The organism is Cupriavidus lacunae (assembly GCF_003353055.1).
Lineage (GTDB): Bacteria > Pseudomonadota > Gammaproteobacteria > Burkholderiales > Burkholderiaceae > Cupriavidus > Cupriavidus lacunae.
Map to the genome: position 1 here is coordinate 113,271 of NZ_QKWJ01000003.1, position 20,835 is coordinate 134,105.

A 20,835-nucleotide genomic window follows, 5' to 3' on the forward strand; every position below is an offset into this window, starting at 1 on the left:
TATTGACCCGTCAGGCGTCCTGCGTGGCGTCGCCCACGTCGAGTGCCAGCGCATCCGCGACCACGGCTTCGCCGCCCTTGGCGGCGGCGCGGGCCTGGATTTCCCACATCTCGGCATAGCGGCCGCCCGCGCGCATCAGCTCGGCATGGGTGCCGCGCTCGACGATGCGGCCGTGGTCCATCACCAGGATCTGGTCGGCATGCACGACGGTGGACAGCCGATGCGCGATCAGCAGCGTGGTGCGGTTCTGCGCCAGCCGCATCAGCTCGGCCTGAATCGCCTGCTCGGTGCGTGAATCGAGCGCCGAGGTGGCCTCGTCGAAGACCAGCACCGGCGGGTTCTTCAGCAGCGTGCGCGCGATCGCCACGCGCTGCTTCTCGCCGCCGGACAGCTTCAGGCCGCGCTCGCCCACCGGCGTATCGTAGCCCTGCGGCAGCTCGCGGATAAAGCTGTCGATCTGCGCGGCGCGCGCGGCGGCGATAACCTCGTCGCGGCTGGCGTCGGGCCGGCCATAGGCGATGTTGTAGAAGATGCTGTCGTTGAACAGCACCGTGTCCTGCGGCACGATGCCGATGGCGCGGCGCAGGCTGTCCTGCCTGATCGCGCGGATATCCTGGCCGTCGATCTCGATGGCGCCGCCGTTAACGTCGTAGAAGCGGAACAAGAGTCGGGCCAGCGTCGACTTGCCCGAGCCGCTGTGCCCCACCACCGCGGTGGTGGTGCCCGCCGCGATGGTGAAGTCCACGCCGTCCAGGATCAGCCGGTCCGGCTCGTAGCTGAAGCGCACGTCGCGGAAGCGCACCTGCGCGCCGTTGACCTGCAGCGGCCTCGCGCCGGGCGCGTCCGCCACCTCCTGGTTCGTGCCCAGCAGCACGAACATGCGGTCCATGTCGGTGGTGGCCTGCTTGATCTCGCGGTAGATCACACCGAGGAAGTTCAGCGGGATATAGAGCTGGATCATCAGCGTATTGACCAGCACCAGGTCGCCCAGCGTAAGCTTGCCGTCGACCACGCCCACGGTGGCGCGCCACAGGATCAGGATCAGCCCCACCGCGATGATGGCCTGCTGGCCGAAGTTCAGGAACGACAGCGAGTTCTGCGAGCGGATTGCCGCGGTACGGTACTTGCGCAGGTTCTCGTCGTAGCGCTGCGCCTCGTATTCTTCATTGCCGAAGTACTTGACGGTCTCGAAGTTGAGCAGCGAATCAATCGCCTTCTGGTTGGCGCGCGAATCCAGCTCGTTCATGCGGCGGCGGAAATGCGTGCGCCACTCGGTCACCACGATGGTGAAGACGATATAGCCTACCAGCGCGCAGCCGGTGATGGCCGCGAACCAGATGTCGTAGTGCAGGATAAAGAAGCCGATCACCAGCCCCATCTCCACCAGCGTGGGCAGGATGCTGTACAGCGAATACGAGATCAGCGACTGGATGCCGCGCGTGCCACGCTCGATGTCGCGGCTCATCCCGCCGGTCTGCCGGTCCAGGTGGAAGCGCAGCGACAGCGCATGCAGGTGCCGGAACACCTGCAGCGCGATCTCGCGCACGGCGCTCTGCGTGACCTTGGAAAAGAGGATTTCACGCAACTCGGTGAACAGCGTCGCCGACAGCCGCAGCACGCCGTAGGCGACGATCAGCCCGACCGGCACCGCCAGCAGCGCGCGCGGGTCGCCCGGCTGCAGATTCATGCTGTCGATCAGCCGCTTCATCAGCACCGGCACGCCCAGGTTGGCCACCTTGGCCGCCACCAGGCACACCAGCGCCAGCATCACGCGCCACTTGTAGTGCCAGACATAGGGCAGCAGGTTGCGTACCGTCTGCCAGTCGCTGCGCGGCGCGCGCTGACCGGGGAAGAGCGTGTTGGAAGCAGGAGCGGGGGCCGGCTCAGCGGTCGTGGAATAGCGGCGCATACGTTAGAATTCGGGCCAATGCGCGATTGTCGCAGAGTTCGCATTACGTGGCAGGCGAAGGGTCTTTCGCCGCGCCCCGCCCCTCTTCCGCAGTCCACCACACACCGTCATGAACGCTCCCGACACCGTCCCCGCCCTGCCCGCCGGCAAGAATCCCGCTCTGCGCGTGGTGCCGATGCCCGCCGACGCCAATGTGCACGGCGACGTGTTTGGCGGCTGGATCATGGCGCAGGTGGATATCGCCGGGTCGATCCCGGCGGTGGAACGCGCCCAGGGCCGCGTGGCCACCGTCGCGGTCAACTCCTTCCTGTTCAAGCACCCGGTGTTTGTGGGCGACCTGGTCAGCTTTTATGCGGACATCGTCAAGACCGGCCGCACCTCGATCACGGTCGCGGTCGAGGTCTATGCGCAACGGATGCGCCACAGCAATGAGATCGTCAAGGTGACGGAGGCCACGCTGACGTATGTGGCCACGGATGAATCGCGGCTGCCGCGGGTGTTGCCGTCAGCTTGAGGGCCTTGCCTGGCCCGAATGCAAAGAAGCCGCCTGCACTGTGCAGGCGGCTTTTTTTTGGGGCTTATTGCTACGCGGTTGGTTTTCGTGCTTGGTGGGCGTGGGCTGTTTCGCCGGCTTTAACCGGCGGGGCTTCTTGCTCGTTGGCTTGCTTGGGTATGTCTACATAACCAAGCCAACGACCAGCAGCCCCGCCAAGAGCCACAAACCAACCGCATAAAACGCTACCCCAAATCCCTCCCCCCTCACTCAAACTTCATAAAATCCGGCCTCCGCTTCTGGAAGAAGGCAGCAAACGCCTCTTTCGCTTCCGGCGCCACCAGCATCCGGCGGAACACCGTGCCCTCGTCGGCCATCTGCTTTTCCACCGCCGCCACATCGCCCGCCTTCATCAGCCGCTTGGTCTCGCGCAGCGAAGACGCCGGCAGCGCCGCCAGCTTGCGCGCCTGCTGCAGCGCGAAGTCATGCAGTTCGGCCACCGGCAGCACGCGCGTCACCAGCCCCATCTCCAGCGCCTCCTGCGCGCTGAAGGCCTCGCCCAGCAGCAGCTTCTCGGCTGCACGCTGGTAGCCGACCAGGCGCGGCAGCAGCAGGCTGGAAGCTGCCTCGGGGCACAGGCCCAACTGCACGAACGGCAGCGACAGCTTGGCCGTGTCGGACGCATAGACCAGATCGCAATGCAGCAGCATGGTGGTGCCCACGCCGACCGCGGCGCCACTGACGGCCGCGACGATCGGCTTGGTGGCGTGGCTGATCTGGTAGAGGAACTGGAACACCGGCGCCTGCTCCGCGCCTTCGCCCGCGGTCGGCGGGCGCTGCATGAAGTCTTCCAGGTCGTTGCCGGCGGTGAAGATCTCCGGCTTGCCGAGCAGCAGGATGGCGCGCACGTTGCGGTCGGTCTCGGCCGCGCGCAGCGCGTCGGCCATGGCCTGGTACATCGCCGCGGTGATGGCGTTCTTCTTGTCGATGCGGTCGAACTCGATGGTCAGGATGCCCTGCTCAATGCCGGTGCGGATGCTCATGGTGTCCTCGTCTGTGGATGCATTGCTGGGAGGGTTATTCAAAAGGCGGCGGCGATTCCGAAAGATAGCTCAGCCCGAACGCGCGCGCGCCGACATTCAGCGCCACGGTCAGGCTCATCGGCGCCAGCATCAGTTCCACGCCCTGGCCGCGCGCGGTGCGCGACAGCGACTGGAACGCCGGCATCGCGCGCACCGCGTCGAGCGGGCCGGCATAGCAGACCGAGATCGCCGGCACCATCAGGTCGCCGCCGCGGATGCACTGCTCGGCATGCTGCAGCACGCGGCGCGCGCCCTCCTCGGAGCCACGCGCCTTGGCGATGGCCTCGGTATGGCCGCGGTGCATGCGCACCACCGGGCGGATATTGAAGGCGCTGCCCATCACGTAGCGGCCCCAGGTGATGCTGCCCTCGCCCTTCTGGCGCGCGCGCGTGTACATGTAGAGCAGCTCGTCGGGCACCAGGAACATGTGGGCGGCATCGCGCATGCGGGTCTCGACCGCTTCCCGCACCGCTTGCGGGCTGGCGCCCGCGGTGGCCATGCGCGCGGCTTCGCGCACGATCAGCGCCTGGCCCGGGCCGATCGCGCCAGTGTCGACCACGGTCAGGTCGAACAGTCCCGTGCGCCCCGCTTCCTTGCGCAAGCGCACGCTGCGCGCCACGGTGCCGATCACGGCGCCGGTGGCATGCGCATACAGCTTGCTGCGCGAACTGGCGATGGTGAACAGGATGGCGCGGTCGCAGTGGGCCACCACGTTGCTCAGCAGGTGTTCTTCCAGCTCGCGCTCGAGCAGCGGAATCGATTCGGCGTAGTGGTCCTGGCGGCCGACCAGGTATTGCTGGTAGAGCGTGGGCAGCGCGTCTTCATCGCGCGTATCGGCGACGAAATGCTCGCCCGCGCGGATGCGGAACGGAATGGTGTGGACCTTCAGCTCGGCCATGACGTCGCGCGGCAGATCGCACGCGGCATCGGCCAGGATGGCTGTCTCCTGCATATTATTGTCTCCCCTACCTGGTGACCCGCGTCGCGGGCGGCAGCCCCGGTACTGCTTTCTTCACCTGACAGAAGGGCGTGACGGTCCGGGGCGGCAATGCCCCGGACCGTCACGCAGGCGCGTTTAGACGCGCTCGAAAATACCTGCGGCGCCCATGCCCGTGCCGACGCACATGGTCACCATGCCGTACTTCAGGTTGTGGCGGCGCAGCGCATGCACCACCGTGGCCGAACGGATCGCACCGGTGGCACCCAGCGGGTGGCCCAGCGCAATCGCGCCGCCCATGCGATTGACCTTGGCCGGATCGAGTTGCAGGTCGCGCATCACCGCCAGCGACTGCGCGGCAAAGGCCTCGTTCAGTTCGATCCAGTCGAGCTGGTCCTGGGTCAGTCCTGCCGCCTTCAGCGCCGCCGGAATCGCTTCCTTGGGGCCGATGCCCATGATCTCTGGCGGCACGCCGCGCACCGCGAACGAGACGAAGCGTGCCAGCGGCACCAGGTTGAACTGCTTGAGGATCCTTTCCGAGACCAGGATCAGCGCGCCGGCGCCGTCGGAGGTCTGCGAGCTGTTGCCGGCGGTGACGCTGCCCTTGTTGGCAAACACCGGGCGCAGCTTGCCCAGGCCTTCCAGCGAGGTCTCCGGGCGCGGACCTTCGTCCAGCGAGATCGTACGCGTCTTCACGCTCACCTGGCCACTTGCGAGATCCGGGAAGCGTTCGACGATTTCGATAGGCGTGATCTCGTCCTTGAATTCTCCCGCCTGTTGCGCGGCAATGGCCTTCTGGTGCGAGGCCAGCGAGAACGCATCCTGGTCTTCGCGGCTGACCTGCCATTGCTGCGCCACCTTCTCGGCGGTCAGGCCCATGCCGTAGGCAATGCCGACGTTCTCGTCGCGGGTGAAGATCTCCGGCGACATCGACGGCGAGTTGCCCATCATCGGCACCATGCTCATCGATTCCACACCGGCGGCGATCATCACGTCGGACTCGCCCACGCGGATGCGGTCGGCGGCCATCGCCACCGCGCTCACGCCCGAGGCGCAGAAACGGTTGACGGTGATGCCGCCCACGGTATTGGGCAGACCCGACAGCAGCGCGCCGATGCGCGCCACGTTCAGGCCCTGCTGCGCTTCAGGAATTGCGCAGCCGACGATGGCGTCTTCGATCAGCTTGGGGTCCAGGTTCGGCACCTGTGCCACCGCGGCCTTCAGGATGGTGGCCAGCAGGTCGTCCGGGCGCGTGTTCTTGAACGCGCCCTTGGGCGCCTTGCCGATCGGCGAGCGGGTGGCCGCAACGATATATGCGTCTTGCAGTTGTTTCATGATGTCGGTTCCTCGCTTGCCTTTTAGTTGCGCACCGGCTTGCCGGTCTGCAGCATGCCCATGATGCGCTCCTGCGTCTTGCCGGTGCCGAGCAGGTCGACAAAGGCCTTGCGCTCCAGCGCCAGCAGCCAGTCCTCGCTCACCAGCGAGCCGGCCTCGACGTCGCCGCCGCACACCGCTTCGGCAATGCGGCTGGCGATCAGGAAGTCGTGCGCCGAGATAAAACCCCCGTCGCGCATATTGACCAGCGATGCCTTGATGGTGGCAATGCCCGAGCGGCCCGCCACCGGCACCAGCGTCGGCAGCGGCGCGCGGTAGCCGGCATTGGCCAGCGCGCGCACTTCGTTCTGCGCCACGTACAGCAACTCATGCACATTGAACACGATCCTGTCGGACGGCTGCAGGTAGCCCATCTGGCGCGCCTCCAGCGCCGAGCCGGACACCTTGGCCATGGCCGCGCTCTGGAAGCGGCTGGTCAAGAATTGCAGGTAATTGGTGCTGCCCGCGGCTTGCGCCGCACGCGCGGCTGCCAGCGCGGCTTCCTTCAGGCCACCGCCGGCCGGCACCAGGCCCACGCCCACTTCGACCAGGCCGATGTAGGTTTCCAGCGCGGCCACGCGCGCGGCCGAGTGCAGCATCAGTTCGCAGCCACCGCCGAGCGCAATGCCGGACGCCGCCGACACCACCGGCACCGAGGCGTACTTCACGCGCATCATGCCGTCCTGGAACTTCTTCACGAACGGCTCGATGCCCTTGGCACCACCCATCATGAAGGCGGGCATGGCCGCTTCCAGGTTGGCACCGGCGGAGAATGGACCACCCGGCGCGCCGAGCTGCAGCGAGGTCGGCTGCCACACCACCAGGCCCTTGTAGCCGGCTTCGGCCAGGTCGATGGCGCGGGTCAGGCCGTCGATCACGTCCGGCCCGATGGTGTTCATCTTGCTCTTGAACGAGACCACCAGCACATCGTCCTGGCCCTCGCTCACCCAGATGCGCACGGCGTCGTTCTCTTCGACGGTGCGCCCCGCCTTGCGCGAATCGGCCGCGGCGGTACCCTTGATCGCAGCGCGGAACGCCTGGCGCTGATACACCGGCAGCGTGCTGCGCGCTTCGAACGACTGGGTCGCGGGCGACCACGAACCGGCGGCGGCGTGCACGCCCTGGTTCTCGGCCACGGGGCCGGAGAACACCCAGGCCGGCAGCGTCGCGTCGGAGAGCGCCTTGCCGCCTTCCACGTCTTCCTTCACCCATTCGGCCACCTGCTTCCAGCCGGCCGACTGCCAGTCTTCGAACGGACCCGAGTTCCAGCCGAAGCCCCAGCGGATCGCCAGGTCGATATCGGCGGCGGAACCGGCGATCTGCTCCAGGTACACGGCGATGTAGTGGAACACGTCGCGGAACACCGACCACAGGAACTGCGCCTGCGGATTGGTCGATTCGCGCAGCAGCTTGATGTGCTCGGCCGGCTCCTTCTTCAGCATGCGCACGACGATCTCGTCGGCCTTCTTGCCGGCATCGACGTACTGGCCGGTCTTGGCATCCAGCACCTTGATGGCCTTGCCTTCCTTCTTGTAGAAGCCGGCGCCGGTCTTCTGGCCCAGCGCGCCCGCGTCGACCAGACCCTTGAGCACGGCCGGGGTCTTGTACACCGGCGCGAACGGGTCGTCGTGCAGGGTGTCCTGCATGGTCTTGATAACGTGCGCCATGGTGTCCAGGCCGACCACGTCCGCGGTGCGGAAGGTGGCGGACTTGGCGCGGCCCAGCTTGGAGCCGGTCAGGTCGTCGACCACGTCGAACGGGATGCCGAACTTCTCGGCTTCGGCAAACACGGCCAGGATCGAGAAGATGCCGACGCGGTTGGCGATAAAGTTGGGCGTGTCCTTGGCGCGCACCACGCCCTTGCCGAGCGTGGTGGTCAGGAAGGCTTCGAGCTGGTCGAGGATCTGCGGCTGCGTGGTCGCGGTCGGGATCAGCTCGACCAGGTGCATGTAGCGCGGCGGGTTGAAGAAGTGCACGCCGCAGAAGCGCGACTTCAGGTCGGCATCGAAGCCATCGGACAGCGCGGTGATCGACAGTCCCGAAGTATTGGTGGCGAAAATCGCGTGCGAGGCCAGGTGCGGGGCGACCTTCTTGTACAGGTCGTGCTTCCAGTCCATGCGCTCGGCGATCGCTTCGATCACCAGGTCGCATTCCTTGAGCAGCGCGATATCGTCTTCGTAGTTGGCCGCCTGGATCAGGCCGGCTTCGTCCTTGATGCCCAGCGGCGCGGGCGACAGCTTCTTCAGGTTCTCGATGGCGCGCAGCGCGATGCCGTTCTTCGGGCCTTCCTTGGCCGGCAGATCAAACAGCACCACGGGCACACGCGCATTGATCAGGTGGGCGGCAATCTGCGCCCCCATGACGCCGGCACCCAGCACGGCGACTTTCTTGACGATGAAATTGGACATGCTCGCTCCTGGATTAGTGAGCGTTAGACAGATGCGAAGCCGCCGTCCCCGGTCGGGAGCGGCGGATAGAGTCGACTCAGAACAGGTCTGCGTCCAGCGCCATCAGCGTGGCCGAGCCGGCGCGCGCCTTGCGGATCTCGGCGGCGGTTTCCGGCAGCAGCCTGGCAAAGTAGAAGCGTGCCGTGGCCAGCTTGGTGGCGTAGAACTTGTCGCCACTGCCTTCCTTCTCCAGCGCGATCTTGGCCATGCGGGCCCAGAAGTACGAGAACACCAGGTGGCCCACCACGCGCAGGTACGGCACCGCGGCAGCGCCCACTTCATCGGCGTTGCCCATCGCCTTCATGCCGATTTCCATGGTGAGCTTCTGCACCTTGTCGCCCAGGTCGGCCAGCGGGTTGACGAACTCCTGCATGGCTTCGTTGGTGCCTTCGGCCTCGACGAACTCCTGCACGATCTTGCCGAAGGCCTTCATCCTGGCGCCCATGTCGCCAAGGATCTTGCGGCCCAGCAGGTCCAGCGCCTGGATGGTGTTGGTGCCTTCGTAGATCATGTTGATGCGCGCATCGCGCACGTATTGCTCCATGCCCCACTCGGCGATGTAGCCGTGGCCGCCGAACACCTGCATGCCCTCGTTGGTGGACGTAAAAGCGTTGTCGGTCAGGAAGGCCTTGATCACCGGCGTCAGCAGCGCGACCAGGTCGCCGGCCTGCTTGCGCACGGCCTCGTCCGGATGCGACAGCTCGCGGTCGATCTGCAGCGCGGTCCAGTAGCTGAACGCACGGCCGCCTTCGGCGTAGGCCTTCTGCGTCAGCAGCATGCGGCGCACGTCCGGGTGCACGATGATCGGGTCGGCCGGCTTGTCCGGCGCCTTCGGGCCGGTCAGCGAGCGCATCTGCAGGCGGTCCTTGGCGTAGGCGACCGAGTTCTGGTACGCCACTTCGGTCAGGCCCAGGCCCTGCGCGCCCACACCCAGGCGGGCGGCGTTCATCATCACGAACATGGCGTTCAGGCCCTTGTTGGCCTCGCCCACCAGCCAGCCGCGCGCGCCGTCCAGGTTCATCACGCAGGTGGCGTTGCCGTGGATGCCCATCTTGTGCTCGATCGAGCCGCACTTGATGCCGTTGCGCTCGCCCGGGTTGCCGCTGGCATCGGGGATGAACTTGGGCACCACGAACAGCGAGATGCCCTTGGTGCCGCCCGGCGCATCCGGCAGGCGGGCCAGCACCAGGTGGATGATGTTCTCGGCCAGGTCGTGCTCGCCGGCGGAGATGAAGATCTTGGTGCCGGTCAGCAGGTAGGAGCCGTCGGCCTGCGGTTCGGCCTTGGTGCGCAGGATGCCCAGGTCGGTGCCGCAGTGCGGCTCGGTCAGGCACATGGTGCCGGTCCACACGCCCGAAACCAGCTTGGGCAGGTAGGCCTGCTGCAGTTCGGGCGTGCCGTGTGCATGCAGGGCCTCATAGGCGCCGTGCGACAGGCCCGGATACATGGTCCAGGCCTGGTTGGCCGAGTTCAGCATCTCGTAGACAACGTTGTTGACCACGATGGGCAGGCCCTGGCCGCCGTAGGCCGGGTCGCACGCCAGTGCCGGCCAGCCGGCTTCGACATACTGCTGGTAGGCTTCCCTGAAGCCGGTGGGGGCCTTGACCACGCCGTCGCCGACGTAGGTGCAGCCTTCGCGGTCGCCCACCTGGTTCAGCGGGAACACGACGTCCGAGCAGAACTTGCCGGCTTCCTCGATGACCTGGTTGATGGTGTCCGCGTCGATGTCCGCGTGCGGGGGCATCGCCTTGAGTTCGGCTTCGGCGCCGAGCAGTTCATGGAGCACGAACTGCATGTCGCGCAACGGTGCGGTGTACTGGCCCATCTGAGACTCCTTGGAGTTATACGATGCCGCCACGCCGCCCGTCCCGCTTGCGCGCGACGGCCTGACCGGGGCGACCTCAGGTACGGTAAGACTGAATCAGTTTGTTGAGCGCGACCATGGCAAGCTCGGCACTGTCAGGCAGGCGCAGGAAACGGGCGTCATGATGCAAGCCTAGTTCAAGGCTGTACATCTCGAACAGCATCAGGCGCGGATCGCAATCCGCGCGCAGGTGCCCCTCTTCCTTGGCCTGTGCGATGGCGCGATTCAGCGCTGCCCGCCAGATCGTGACGCTCTTGACCAGCTCGTCACGCACCAGGCTGCCGGCGCGGTCGTCGTACTCCACGGCGCCGCTGATGTAGATGCATCCCGTCGTCACTTCCTGGATGCGCTTCTCCATCCAGCGCCGCACCATCGACCACAGCCGGGGCAGGCCGCGCGGCTCCTGCAGCGAGGGATAGAACACCTCCTGCTCGAACCGGCGGTGATACTCCCGCACCACCTCTACCTGCAGGTCCTCGCGCGAACCGAAATGCGCGAAGACACCGCTCTTGCTCATCTGCATGCGTTCCGCGAGCAGCCCGATGGTCAGACCTTCGAGCCCGTCGCGGGACGACAATTCCAGTGCGGCATCCAGAATCGCCACGCGCGTCATCTCACCCTTGCGCATTGGCGCGGGGGAGGCGGCGGCGGATTCGAGACGGGCTGACTGGTGTCGCATGTTTTTTCTCCGTTCTGCGGGACCCTGCTGCGGCCCCGCGTATGACCCTGACGTTGCATTCAGTGCTTGCGGCCGACCGGCGGAATTGCCGGTGCATACCGCGAATGCACGCAGTCTAAGCCAAAAAAGAACGGTCGTTCAGATTATTCTGGCGCAGCGGTCGGCCATCAAGCTTTTAATTAGACCGCTGTTTCTAAACGGACTGCGATGCAGCATGTCCGTGTGGCCTGCGCTGCAACCGGTTGCAGCCTGCGCATTGCCGCATGGCAACAAACGCACACCGCGCGTGGCGGGCTCAGTAGCGCCCGGTCACGCCGGCAATGATCACGCCCAGGCGCAACAGCATGTAGGCCGCCCAGTTGGCCAGCCGGTGCAGCGGCGAGCGGCGCGCATGCACGTCCGGCAGCACGCGCACGCTGCGGTGCGCAATGGCGTATTCCAGCGCGGTACGCAGTTCAGCGGCGAAGGTCGCATCATAAACGGCGAGGTTGGCCTCGCGCGCGAGCAGCAGGCTGAAGGGGTCCATATTGCTCGACCCGACCGTGGCCCAGGCTTCGTCCACCACGCCGACCTTGGCGTGCAGGAAGCTCTCGGCGTACTCGTAGATTTCGACCCCGGCCTCCAGCAGCGACGCATACAGCGCGTGGGTGGCGTAGTGCTGCAAGCGGTATTCGACCATGCCCTGCAGCAGCAGGCGCACGCGCACGCCGCGCGCGCGGCAGGCCAGCAGCGCACGCCGCATCTTGTGGCCAGGCAGGAAGTACGCGTTGGCAAGAATGACGTCGTGGCGCGCGGCGCCGAGCGCGCGCAGGTATTCGCGCTCGATGGTGCGGCGGTTGCGCAGGTTGTCGCGCAGCAGCAGCGCGGCGCGCACCCCGCCCGACGCTTCCGGGCGCGGCGGCAAGTCGGTGAGCAACGGGTATTCGGCCACCGCGGCGGCGCGCTCGCTGCCGCGCGCCTCGCGCAGCGACAGCCGCCACCAGAGCCGCTCCGAAGACAGCGCGATGCGGTCCACCAGCGGGCCGCTGACCTGCACCGCGAAGTCATAGCGCGGCCCCAGGTTGGCGCCTTCGAACGGGCCGTGGTTGTGGTCGTCGATGATGTTGATGCCGCCAACAAAGGCCACGCGCCGGTCGATCACCGCCAGCTTGCGGTGCAGCCGGCGCAGGTGGCGCCGCGCCAGCCGGAAGCCGCGCAGCGCGCGGTAGACCCGCAGCTGTACGCCGCCGGCGCGCAGGCGCTCGGCCAGTTCTGCGGGCATGTCGCCGGCGCCAAAGCCATCCACCGTGACGCGCACCGTCACGCCGCGCGCGGCGGCACGGACCAGGGCGTCGGCGACCGCGCGGCCGACGTCGTCGTCGGCATAGATGTAGGTTTCCAGCATGACCTGGAACGCGGCCTGGTCGATGGCGGCGATCAGCGCGGGGAAGAAGTCCTGGCCGCCATGCAGCAGCTGCACGGCGTTGCCGGTGGTGGGCTTGCCGCGGCGCCAGGCCCAGCGCAGCATGTGATGGCGCGATGCCTGCTCGCCGGTTGCGGCCGTGTCGTGCGCGGAGGCTTCCGCCTGCGCGGCCGGGCCTGTCGCGCGGTCCGCCGGGACCTCGGTGCCGGCGCCATGGGCGGAGTGGGATATCCGTGACATGCCGTGATTATCGGACAGTTTGCCGCGCCAGGGCGCCGCCTGCACATTGGCGCGCGGAACTCTGCTATCGTCGATGCCGATGCTTGCCCGCAGGCGACCAGCCCCGGGCAGACCACACCTGACGCCCCCACGGAAACCATTGTGAAGGTATTCGGCATTACCGGTTCTTCCGGCAGCGGCAAGACCACGCTGCTGGACCAGCTCATCCCCTGCTTTGTCGGCGCCGGCCTGCGCGTGGCCGGCGTCAAGCACACCCACCACGGCTTTGATCCCGATACGCCCGGCAAGGATTCCTGGCGCATGCGCGAGGCCGGCTGCGCCAATGTCGTGCTGGTCGGCGCGCGCCACCTGACGCTGATGCGCCACTACCCGGAAGCCGTGCCCTCGCCCGAACTGGACGATGCGCTCGCGGTGCTGCCGCCCGACACCGACCTGGTGCTGGTGGAAGGGTACAAGCGCAGTGATTTTCCCAAGCTGGAGGTCTATCGCCCGGCGCTGGGGCGCACGCCGCTGTGGGACGAGGTGCCGGGCGTGGTGGCGGTGGCCAGCGATGATCCCGCCGCCGTGGCCGCCATGACCGCGCTGCCGGTGCTGGACCTGAACGACCCGCAGGCGGTGTTCGCCTTTATTCGCGACTTCCCCAAGCGCGACTACCCCGGCCGCGCGGGCTGAACTCAGGCCGCCTTGTCGGCGTGCGCGGGTCGCTCCACCGCTTCACCCGGCGGATGGCCCAGTTCCGCCACCAGCGGCACATGGTCTGACCGTTGGGCCCAATCGCGGCCGGTCAGCGCGTGGGCGCGCTCGATCTCGTAGCCGCGCACATAGATACGGTCGAGCTGCCACCACGGCATATGGCTCGGGAAGGTACGCAGCCGCGCGCCGCGCGCGTGCGAGGCCTCGACCGCGCCCAGCGTATTGCAGATCTGCGCGTCCAGCCGGTGGTTCCAGTCGTTGAAGTCGCCGGCGATTACCAGCGGCACGCCCGCGGGCACCACGGTGCGCACGCGTTCCACCAGGGCCTCGGCCTGGCGCGCGCGGCTGCGCGCGAACAGGCCGAAATGCACGCAGATCAGGTGGGTTTCCACGCCGTGCACATCCGCCACCGCATGCAGCAGCCCGCGCTGTTCGAAACGGTGGTCGGAAATATCCAGGTTTTCGGACATCAGGATCGGGTGGCGCGACAGGATCGCGTTGCCGTGATGACCGTGTTCATAGACCGCGTTGCGGCCGTAGACCGAGTGCGGATAGGCATCGGTGGCCAGGTAGTTGAGCTGGGTGTGCTCCGGATCGAACAGCGCCGCGGCCACCAGCCGGTCGTTGCGGTCCTGCACTTCCTGCAGGAAGACGATGTCCGCATCCATCGCATGCAGGCCGGCGCGCACGTTCTGGATGCGCGGGCGCCGCGAGATGCCGGTCACCCCCTTGTGGATGTTGTAGGTGACCACGCGCAGCTTCATGGCTGCGCTCCGCAGGCAGGCTGCAGTTCGCCGGCCTCCGCTGCGCGCCATGCCAGCTGGCGGATGGCTTCGGCATTGCTGCTGGAAAAGCACTGCTGTGCTGCCTGCTCCAACGGCAGCCACTGGTATTGCAGGTGCTCGCGTGGCGCCAGCGCCACCGGCAGCACCTCGGACACGCGCAGGCCGAACCAGTGCTCGGTATTGCGGGTGACGCCTTCGGCGTAGCGATTGCGCCACTGCGGGTAGATTTCGTACTGGATGGTATGGCCCCAGTCGGTCAGCTGGTGCTCGCCGGCGACGATGCCCGTTTCCTCGGCCACTTCTCGCGCGGCGGTCAGGGCCAGGGGTTCGTCCAGGGTGTCGAGGCTGCCGGTCACGGACTGCCAGAACCCCGGGCGATCGGCGCGTTCCAGCAGCAAGACTTGAAGATCTGGCGTGTAAATCACCACCAGCACGGATTCCGGGATCTTGTAGGACATGGGTCTGGGCGAAAGGACAAACCCAAGGATAGCGCAGCCGCGCCCGCTTGCCACGCGAAAGCGCGACGACCCGCCCTCAGGCAGCGTTGCGCGCGCTATGCGTGGTATGCGGTGCCAGATAGGGCTCGGCGGTGCCGTGGCGTTGCCAGGTGTCGAACACTTGCGGCGAGTCGCCGTGACCCCAGGCGGCCCGCAGCTGGTCCATCAGCGGCGCCAGCGCCTGGCGGTAGCGCCTGGATGCGCCATGGGCGTGCGCGGCCAGGGCTTCGGCGCGTTGCCGGACCTCGCCGTGCAACTGCGTGCGCTCCTGCGCGATTTCCTTCTCGCGCTGGCCCAGCGCATTGTATTTCTGGATCAGGAAGCGCTGGTAATCGCCGCCATCCATGCCCTGCGCAGCCTGCGCATTGACCTGCTCGAAGCGCAGCACGATGCTGCCGGTTTCCTGTTCGATATGCGCGACTTCCGCGTCCAGCGCCTGCAGCGCCTCCTGCACGCGCTGGGCATCGCGGCGCAGTGCCTGCACCTGCGCGGCCTCGTCCTCGAACACGCGCTGTGCATCCAGGTAGGCCTGCACTACCGGTTGCGGCGCCACCACCAGCAGCGGGTCGGCGCCGTCGGCGCGCTGGCCGGCCAGCAGCGAGTCGTCGGGCAGGCGCAGATTGCCGAGTTCATCCAGCCAGCGTCCGCGCGTCATCACCACCCCGACGGTATCCAGTGCCAGCCGGCGCAGCGCCTCGGCACGCTGCATCTCCACCGGCTCGGCGGTGGCGGCGGGCGCGGCCGACTGCACGGCGTGGGCAATGTCGGGCACGCAGGCCGCTACCGTGGTGGCCACGGATTCAGACATGGCCTGCGCCGAGCGGCGCACGGCGCGGCGCAGCTCGAAGCGCGCCAGCAGCATCATCAGCAAGCCGGCCACCAGCCAGGTCAGGATGGTTTGGTCATGAGCCAGCAGGAACTGGCGGATCAGGTCGATATCCAGGGTCACGAATTGCTCCCGAGTGCCGGAAGCCTTCGATGCGAGGCCCTCGGCAAATTACGTGTCAAAGAGAGCAGACCCGCCGCGCGTCGCCTTCGTTCCGACCGGTAACAAATCGAAACCAATGCGCCGCCCGCACCACAGTGCAGGCAACCCGACATTCCACATAAAGCAAAAAAGCCGCGCTATTGCGCGGCTTCCTTGCGGGCTTCAACTGACTGGCGCAGCTCAGGCCGTCGGCTTGGGCTCGGCGGCGCGCAGGCGGATATGCAGCTCGCGCAGCTGCTTCTCGTCGACCGAGCTCGGTGCCTGGGTCAGCAGGTCCTGGGCGCGCTGGGTCTTCGGGAAGGCGATCACGTCGCGGATCGAGTCGGCGCCGGCCATCATCGTGACGATGCGGTCCAGGCCGAAGGCCAGGCCGCCGTGCGGGGGCGCGCCGTACTGCAGCGCGTCCAGCAGGTAGCCGAACTTGGCACGGGCTTCCTCGTCGTTAATGTTGAGCGCGCGGAACACCTTGCTCTGGATGTCCGAGCGGAAGATCCGCACCGAGCCGCCACCCATTTCCCAGCCGTTCAGCACCATGTCGTAGGCCTTGGCCACGCACTTGCCCGGATCGGTCTCCAGGTACTCCATGTGCTCGTCCTTGGGACTGGTGAACGGGTGGTGCATGGCCACCCAGCGCGCGTCGTCCTCGTCGTACTCGAACATCGGGAAGTCGACCACCCACAGCGGCTTCCAGGCGTCCTCGAACAGGCCGTTAGCCTTGCCGAAGTCCGAATGGCCAACCTTCAGGCGCAGCGCGCCGATCGAGTCGTTGACCACCTTGGCCTTGTCGGCGCCGAAGAAGATGATGTCGCCGTCCTGGGCGCCGGTGCGCTTCAGGATCTCGGCAATGGCGGCGTCGTGCAGGTTCTTGACGATCGGCGATTGCAGGCCGTCGCGGCCCTTGGCCACTTCATTGACCTTGATCCAGGCCAGGCCCTTGGCGCCGTAGATGCCGACGAACTGGGTGTAGGCGTCGATCTCGCCGCGCGAGATCGCACCGCCGCCCGGCACGCGCAGGGCGACCACGCGGCCGTTGTCGCTGTTGGCGGGACCCGAGAACACCTTGAAGTCGACGTCCTTCATCACCTCGGTCAGCTCGGTGAATTCCAGCTTGACGCGCAGGTCAGGCTTATCCGAGCCGAAGCGGGCCATGGCCTCGCGGAACTCCATCACCGGGAATTTCGCGTCCAGGTCGACGTCGATGGCGTTCTTGAAGACCGTGCGCATCATGTCCTCGAACAGGTCGCGGATCTCCTGCTCGGTCAGGAACGAGGTCTCGCAGTCGATCTGCGTGAATTCAGGCTGGCGGTCAGCGCGCAGGTCCTCGTCGCGGAAGCACTTGGTGATCTGGTAGTAGCGGTCGAAACCCGACACCATCAGCATCTGCTTGAAGATCTGCGGCGATTGCGGCAGCGCGAAGAAGTGGCCCGGGTTCACCCGCGACGGCACCAGGTAGTCGCGCGCGCCTTCGGGCGTGCTCTTGCCCAGCATCGGCGTCTCGATGTCGATAAAGCCCTGTGCATCCAGGAACTTGCGCACTTCCATCGCCACCTTGTAGCGCAGGCGCAGGTTGTACTGCATCTGCGGGCGGCGCAGGTCCAGCACGCGGTGCGTCAGGCGCGTGGTTTCCGACAGATTGTCGTCGTCGAGCTGGAACGGGGGCGTGACCGACGGGTTCAGCACGGTCAGCTCGTGGCACAGCACCTCGATCTTGCCCGAGGTCAGGTTGGCGTTCTCGGTGCCGGCCGGGCGCGGACGCACCTTGCCGGTGATGCGGATGCAGAACTCATTGCGGATCTCTTCCGCGACCTTGAACATCTCGGGGCGATCCGGATCGCACACCACCTGCACCAGGCCTTCGCGGTCGCGCAGGTCGATGAAGATCACGCCGCCATGGTCGCGGCGGCGCTGGACCCAGCCGGTCAGGGCCACTTCCTGGCCCGAGAATTGTTCGGTCACCAGACCGCAGTAGTGAGTACGCATGGAGGACATAAGGAGATTCCCGGTAAAACGCGGCTGCCCGATCGCATCGGGCAGCCCGTGATCAGATTGGATGCTCAAGGATCGGTCGTCTCGACCGTTTCCTCGTTGCTGGCCCTGCCGGCCGGATTGGCGGGGACCGCCGGCCGGGGGACGCTGCCGTTCTTGCGCGGCAATTCCGCCGGTGCCACCACGCCCATCGAGACGATGTACTTGAGCGCGGCGTCGACGGTCATGTCGAGTTCGATGGTGTCGGCCTTGGGCATCATCAGGAAGAAGCCCGAGGTCGGATTCGGCGTGGTCGGCACATAGACGCTGACGTACTCGCCCTGCAGGTGGTTCTGCACGTCGCCGCCAGGGCGCCCGGTCAGGAAGGCGATGGTCCACGAGCCCTCGCGCGGGTACTGCACCAACAGCGCCTTGCGGAAAGCATTGCCCGAGGACGACAGCAGCGTGTCCGAGACCTGCTTGACGCTGGTGTAGATCGGGCCCACCACCGGGATATGGCCCAGCAGCGCTTCCCACCAGCGCACCAGGCGCTGGCCGATGAAGTTATGGGCCAGCAAGCCGACCAGCAGGATGAACAGCAGCGTCAGGATCGCGCCCAGGCCGGTCACGCGCTTGCCGAACATCAGCCGGTCCGGGCGCCAGGCCTCGGGCAGCAGCGCCAGGCTCTGGTCCATCGTGCCGATGACCAGGCTGAGCACCCACAGCGTGATGCCCAGCGGCACCAGTACCAGCAGCCCGGTCAGGAACCAGGTTTTCAGGGCGGAAGTCTTCTTGGCGACCACGGGGCGGGTCCGGCTCAATGGCAGGCGCAGGCGCTGCCGCAGCCGCCGGCGGCCGGCGCCGCCGAAGCGGTGCTGCCCGACGACTCGGCCGCCGCCGGGGCGCTGGCGCCGCCGCTGCCGCCGCGGAAATCGGTCACATACCAGCCCGAGCCCTTGAGCTGGAAACCGGCAGCGGTCAGCTGTTTCTTGAACGCGCCAGCGACGCCGCACGACGGGCAGTCCGTCAGCGGGGCATCGCTCATTTTCTGCAGCACATCGCGCCCGTGGCCGCAGGCGTCGCAACGGTAGGCATAGATCGGCATGGTGTTATTTCGCGAGAAAACTTCGGAATCGGTACAAAGGCGGACATCGCCGCTGGCCATGGCGGCCGCGGGAAATTCCCGCGCGACGATGCAAAGCCTTGAATTATAAACCGTTCCGGGGCTGCCTGATTGCCGGAAATAAAGGGGTTGCGCCCCCCCGTGCGTCAGGCGATATGGACTTCCTTGACCGGCGCGTGATCTGCAATCCACTGCGGCAACAGCGAACCGACCACCATGCCGCTGATCGAGAACAGCAGGCCCACCATCTGCGGCGGCACCACGGCATCGACAAAGCCGACCTCGCAGGTCAGCCAGGAGGACAGTCCCAGCAGGATCGCCGCCAGCCCGCCCTGGCGGGTGGCGTGCTTCCAGAACATGCCGAAGGCCAGCGGCACGAACGACGACACTAGTGTGACCTTGTAGGCATTTTCTACCATATGGAAGATCGACAGGTGCGAGTTCAGCGCGAACAGCGTCACAACCGCCGTGAACACCAGCACCACGGCCTGCATCACGCGCAGGAACTGCCTGTCGTCCAGGTGGCGGAAATACGGCCGCAGGATGTTCTCGGCAAAGGTCACCGACGGCGCCAGCAGCGTGGCCGAGGCGCAGCTCTTGATGGCCGACAGCAGCGCGCCGAAGAACATCACCTGCGCGAACATCGGCGCGTGCTGCAGGATCAGCTGCGGCAGGATCAGCTGCGAATCGGCGTTGATGTACTTGTTGACCATGTCCGGGTCGATCATGGTCGCCGAGTACGCCAGGAACATCGGGATAAAGGCAAAGCAGAAGTACAGCACGCCACCCAGCACCGAGGCCCGCCCGGCGATCTGCTCGGTGCGCGACGATGTCACCCGCTGGAACACGTCCTGCTGCGGAATCGAGCCCAGCATCATGGTGAACAGTGCAGCCGCAAACCCGACGATCTGGATCAGGTCCAGCGAGGGCAGGAACTCGAACTTGCCCGCCGCCGCCGCGTGCGACACCACCGCCGCCACGCCGCCGGCCTGGCCGCTGACCTCGTAGCCGATATAGAGCATGCCGACCACGATGATGATCATCTGGATGAAGTCGGTTACCGCCACCGACCACATGCCGCCGAACAGCGTATAGACCAGCACGCTGGCGGCGCCGATCATCATGCCGGCCTCCTGCGACAGCGCGCCGTCCGACACGGTATAGAACACCAGCCCCAGCGCCTTGATCTGCGCCGCCACCCAGCCCAGGTAGGACACCACGATGCACAACGTGGTCAGCACCTCGGCCAGCCGGCCATAGCGGTTGTGGTAGTAGTCGCCGATGGTCAGCAGGTTCATCCGGTACAGCGGCCGGGCGAAGAACAGGCCCACCAGGATCAGGCACAGCGACGAGCCGAAGGGATCGGAAACGACGCCCGACAGGCCTTCCTTCAGGAAGACGGCGGGAATGCCCAGCACCGTCTCCGAGCCGAACCAGGTGGCGAAGACGGTGGCGGTGACAATATGGAACGGCAGGCTGCGCCCCGCGACGGCGAAATCGGTGGTGTTGCGTACGCGCAGCGCCGCCCACAGGCCGATGCCGACCGAGATTACCCAGTAGATGATGACGAACCAGATCAGCATGCCGCTGCCCTATGCAGAAAGTGCCCTTGTGGCGAGAAACCGAATGCCGGGCGGCGCCTGTCAGTCCAACAGCGCATCCTTGCGCGCCTGCCCGGAGTCCAATTCATCGGTCGGGGCCGCATGGGTGGCCTGGGAGCGGGTCCCGGCCTGCGGTCGTAGCCGAATCAAAACGCGGATTATAGCGAGGGAGGCAAGGGGGGGTTGAAAATATTCCTGTGGGGGGAAGGGGGGTGATTGGGGGGGTGACGTTCTTGACTGGCGTGGGCTGTTTCGCCGGCGTAGCCGGCGAGTCACTTTTTGTCCGAGCGACAAAAAGTAACCAAAAAACGCGTCGCCTCTGGCGGCTGGCCACCGATTTGGTGGTGGGGGTGGTTCGGGCGGCGGTGCTTGCCGTTTGGCGTGGTTGGCCGTTCGGGCCTGCTACGCACCCTGTCTGTGCCCACATCAACGGACTATTGGACGAACCCGACTTAGGCGGTTGGCAGCCTGCTAACCACCGCGTCGGTGGGACGCCTTCGGCTGCGCTTCGCGCCGGCCCTAACGTGGCAGAGCTGCGGACCACGTTCCGATTTGTGCCTTTGGCCCGGCAATACGACCGCGCCGTGCGAGCGCAGCGACGCACTCCGTGCCCGAGCACCCGACCTACGATACTGAGTGCGCGCAGCGCAGCCGTAGGCGTCCTACCAATGACCTGGTTAGCAGGCTGCCAATAGCCTAAAGTCGGGTTCGTCCAATAGTCCGTCGACGCAGGCACCTTACAGGGTGCGTAGCAGG

17 protein-coding genes are annotated in these 20,835 nt (G+C 66.5%); 2 read left to right on the plus strand and 15 right to left on the minus strand.

From position 1 onward, the window contains the following. Positions 1-10: 10 nt before the first annotated feature. Positions 11-1,909 carry an ABCB family ABC transporter ATP-binding protein/permease gene (locus DN412_RS04010; protein ID WP_115013335.1) on the minus strand — a complete coding sequence of 633 codons (1,899 nt, stop codon included), beginning with the start codon at positions 1,907-1,909 and terminating at the stop codon, positions 11-13. 109 nt (positions 1,910-2,018) lie between these two features. On the opposite strand from DN412_RS04010, the gene DN412_RS04015 reads away from it, so the two are divergent. After that, the gene (locus DN412_RS04015) at positions 2,019-2,423 is read left to right on the plus strand and encodes an acyl-CoA thioesterase (protein WP_115013336.1); all 405 of its coding nucleotides are present in this window, start codon (positions 2,019-2,021) and stop codon (positions 2,421-2,423) included. A 245-nt stretch (positions 2,424-2,668) separates the two neighbouring features. On the opposite strand, the gene DN412_RS04020 is transcribed toward DN412_RS04015, so the two are convergent. From DN412_RS04020 to clsB, 7 genes are all read right to left on the minus strand, one after another. After that, positions 2,669-3,445, minus strand: a complete 777-nt coding sequence (locus DN412_RS04020; RefSeq protein WP_115013337.1) for an enoyl-CoA hydratase — start codon at positions 3,443-3,445, stop codon at positions 2,669-2,671. 34 nt (positions 3,446-3,479) lie between these two features. Then, positions 3,480-4,436 carry a DegV family protein gene (locus DN412_RS04025; RefSeq protein WP_115013338.1) on the minus strand — a complete coding sequence of 319 codons (957 nt, stop codon included), beginning with the start codon at positions 4,434-4,436 and terminating at the stop codon, positions 3,480-3,482. A gap of 123 nt (positions 4,437-4,559) precedes the next feature. Further along, on the minus strand, positions 4,560-5,759 hold the full coding sequence (locus DN412_RS04030) for an acetyl-CoA C-acyltransferase (RefSeq protein ID WP_115013459.1): 1,200 nt from the start codon (positions 5,757-5,759) through the stop codon (positions 4,560-4,562). A 20-nt stretch (positions 5,760-5,779) separates the two neighbouring features. After that, complete coding sequence (locus DN412_RS04035) at positions 5,780-8,203, minus strand: 3-hydroxyacyl-CoA dehydrogenase/enoyl-CoA hydratase family protein (protein ID WP_115013339.1); 2,424 nt, start codon at positions 8,201-8,203, stop codon at positions 5,780-5,782. Positions 8,204-8,279: 76 nt separating this feature from the next. Then, positions 8,280-10,067, minus strand: coding sequence for an acyl-CoA dehydrogenase C-terminal domain-containing protein (locus tag DN412_RS04040; protein ID WP_115013340.1), 1,788 nt, complete (start codon positions 10,065-10,067; stop codon positions 8,280-8,282). 76 nt (positions 10,068-10,143) lie between these two features. After that, positions 10,144-10,734, minus strand: a complete 591-nt coding sequence (locus DN412_RS04045) for a TetR/AcrR family transcriptional regulator (RefSeq protein WP_078195265.1) — start codon at positions 10,732-10,734, stop codon at positions 10,144-10,146. Between the two features lie 346 nt (positions 10,735-11,080). After that, complete coding sequence (clsB, locus tag DN412_RS04050) at positions 11,081-12,427, minus strand: cardiolipin synthase ClsB (RefSeq protein WP_244222556.1); 1,347 nt, start codon at positions 12,425-12,427, stop codon at positions 11,081-11,083. A 141-nt stretch (positions 12,428-12,568) separates the two neighbouring features. Here clsB and mobB point away from each other — a divergent pair, with 141 nt between their 5' ends. Beyond that, the gene (gene mobB / locus DN412_RS04055) at positions 12,569-13,099 is read left to right on the plus strand and encodes a molybdopterin-guanine dinucleotide biosynthesis protein B (RefSeq protein ID WP_115013342.1); all 531 of its coding nucleotides are present in this window, start codon (positions 12,569-12,571) and stop codon (positions 13,097-13,099) included. Positions 13,100-13,101: 2 nt separating this feature from the next. Here the strand turns inward: mobB and DN412_RS04060 are convergent, their stop codons facing one another. From DN412_RS04060 to DN412_RS04090, 7 genes are all read right to left on the minus strand, one after another. Further along, positions 13,102-13,884: an endonuclease/exonuclease/phosphatase family protein gene (locus DN412_RS04060; protein WP_115013343.1), complete on the minus strand. Its 783-nt coding sequence runs from the start codon at positions 13,882-13,884 to the stop codon at positions 13,102-13,104. Continuing rightward, entirely contained in the window at positions 13,881-14,363 is a 483-nt protein-coding gene (nudB, locus tag DN412_RS04065) for a dihydroneopterin triphosphate diphosphatase (RefSeq protein ID WP_115013344.1), read from the minus strand. Before nudB ends, DN412_RS04060 begins: the two co-directional genes overlap by 4 nt. Before the next feature lie 76 nt (positions 14,364-14,439). Then, the gene (locus DN412_RS04070; RefSeq protein WP_115013345.1) at positions 14,440-15,351 is read right to left on the minus strand and encodes a hypothetical protein; all 912 of its coding nucleotides are present in this window, start codon (positions 15,349-15,351) and stop codon (positions 14,440-14,442) included. A 219-nt stretch (positions 15,352-15,570) separates the two neighbouring features. Continuing rightward, entirely contained in the window at positions 15,571-17,379 is a 1,809-nt protein-coding gene (aspS, locus tag DN412_RS04075; RefSeq protein ID WP_115013346.1) for an aspartate--tRNA ligase, read from the minus strand. Positions 17,380-17,444: 65 nt separating this feature from the next. Next, entirely contained in the window at positions 17,445-18,158 is a 714-nt protein-coding gene (locus DN412_RS04080) for a DUF502 domain-containing protein (RefSeq protein WP_078195259.1), read from the minus strand. Between the two features lie 14 nt (positions 18,159-18,172). Further along, on the minus strand, positions 18,173-18,460 hold the full coding sequence (locus DN412_RS04085) for an FmdB family zinc ribbon protein (RefSeq protein ID WP_115013460.1): 288 nt from the start codon (positions 18,458-18,460) through the stop codon (positions 18,173-18,175). Positions 18,461-18,624: 164 nt separating this feature from the next. Further along, positions 18,625-20,061 (minus strand): high affinity choline transporter 1, encoded by a 1,437-nt coding sequence (locus DN412_RS04090; protein WP_078195257.1) that lies wholly within the window; start codon positions 20,059-20,061, stop codon positions 18,625-18,627. Positions 20,062-20,835: the final 774 nt, after the last annotated feature.

Coding starts and splice junctions, on each gene's coding strand:
- DN412_RS04010 (WP_115013335.1), bottom strand. CDS start 1,909: ATGCGCCGCTATTCCACGACCGCTGAGCCGGCCCCCGCTCCTGCTTCC.
- DN412_RS04015 (WP_115013336.1), top strand. CDS start 2,019: ATGAACGCTCCCGACACCGTCCCCGCCCTGCCCGCCGGCAAGAATCCC.
- DN412_RS04020 (WP_115013337.1), bottom strand. CDS start 3,445: ATGAGCATCCGCACCGGCATTGAGCAGGGCATCCTGACCATCGAGTTC.
- DN412_RS04025 (WP_115013338.1), bottom strand. CDS start 4,436: ATGCAGGAGACAGCCATCCTGGCCGATGCCGCGTGCGATCTGCCGCGC.
- DN412_RS04035 (WP_115013339.1), bottom strand. CDS start 8,203: ATGTCCAATTTCATCGTCAAGAAAGTCGCCGTGCTGGGTGCCGGCGTC.
- DN412_RS04040 (WP_115013340.1), bottom strand. CDS start 10,067: ATGGGCCAGTACACCGCACCGTTGCGCGACATGCAGTTCGTGCTCCAT.
- DN412_RS04045 (WP_078195265.1), bottom strand. CDS start 10,734: ATGCGCAAGGGTGAGATGACGCGCGTGGCGATTCTGGATGCCGCACTG.
- clsB (WP_244222556.1), bottom strand. CDS start 12,427: ATGTCACGGATATCCCACTCCGCCCATGGCGCCGGCACCGAGGTCCCG.
- DN412_RS04060 (WP_115013343.1), bottom strand. CDS start 13,884: ATGAAGCTGCGCGTGGTCACCTACAACATCCACAAGGGGGTGACCGGC.
- nudB (WP_115013344.1), bottom strand. CDS start 14,363: ATGTCCTACAAGATCCCGGAATCCGTGCTGGTGGTGATTTACACGCCA.
- aspS (WP_115013346.1), bottom strand. CDS start 17,379: ATGTCCTCCATGCGTACTCACTACTGCGGTCTGGTGACCGAACAATTC.
- DN412_RS04085 (WP_115013460.1), bottom strand. CDS start 18,460: ATGCCGATCTATGCCTACCGTTGCGACGCCTGCGGCCACGGGCGCGAT.
- DN412_RS04090 (WP_078195257.1), bottom strand. CDS start 20,061: ATGCTGATCTGGTTCGTCATCATCTACTGGGTAATCTCGGTCGGCATC.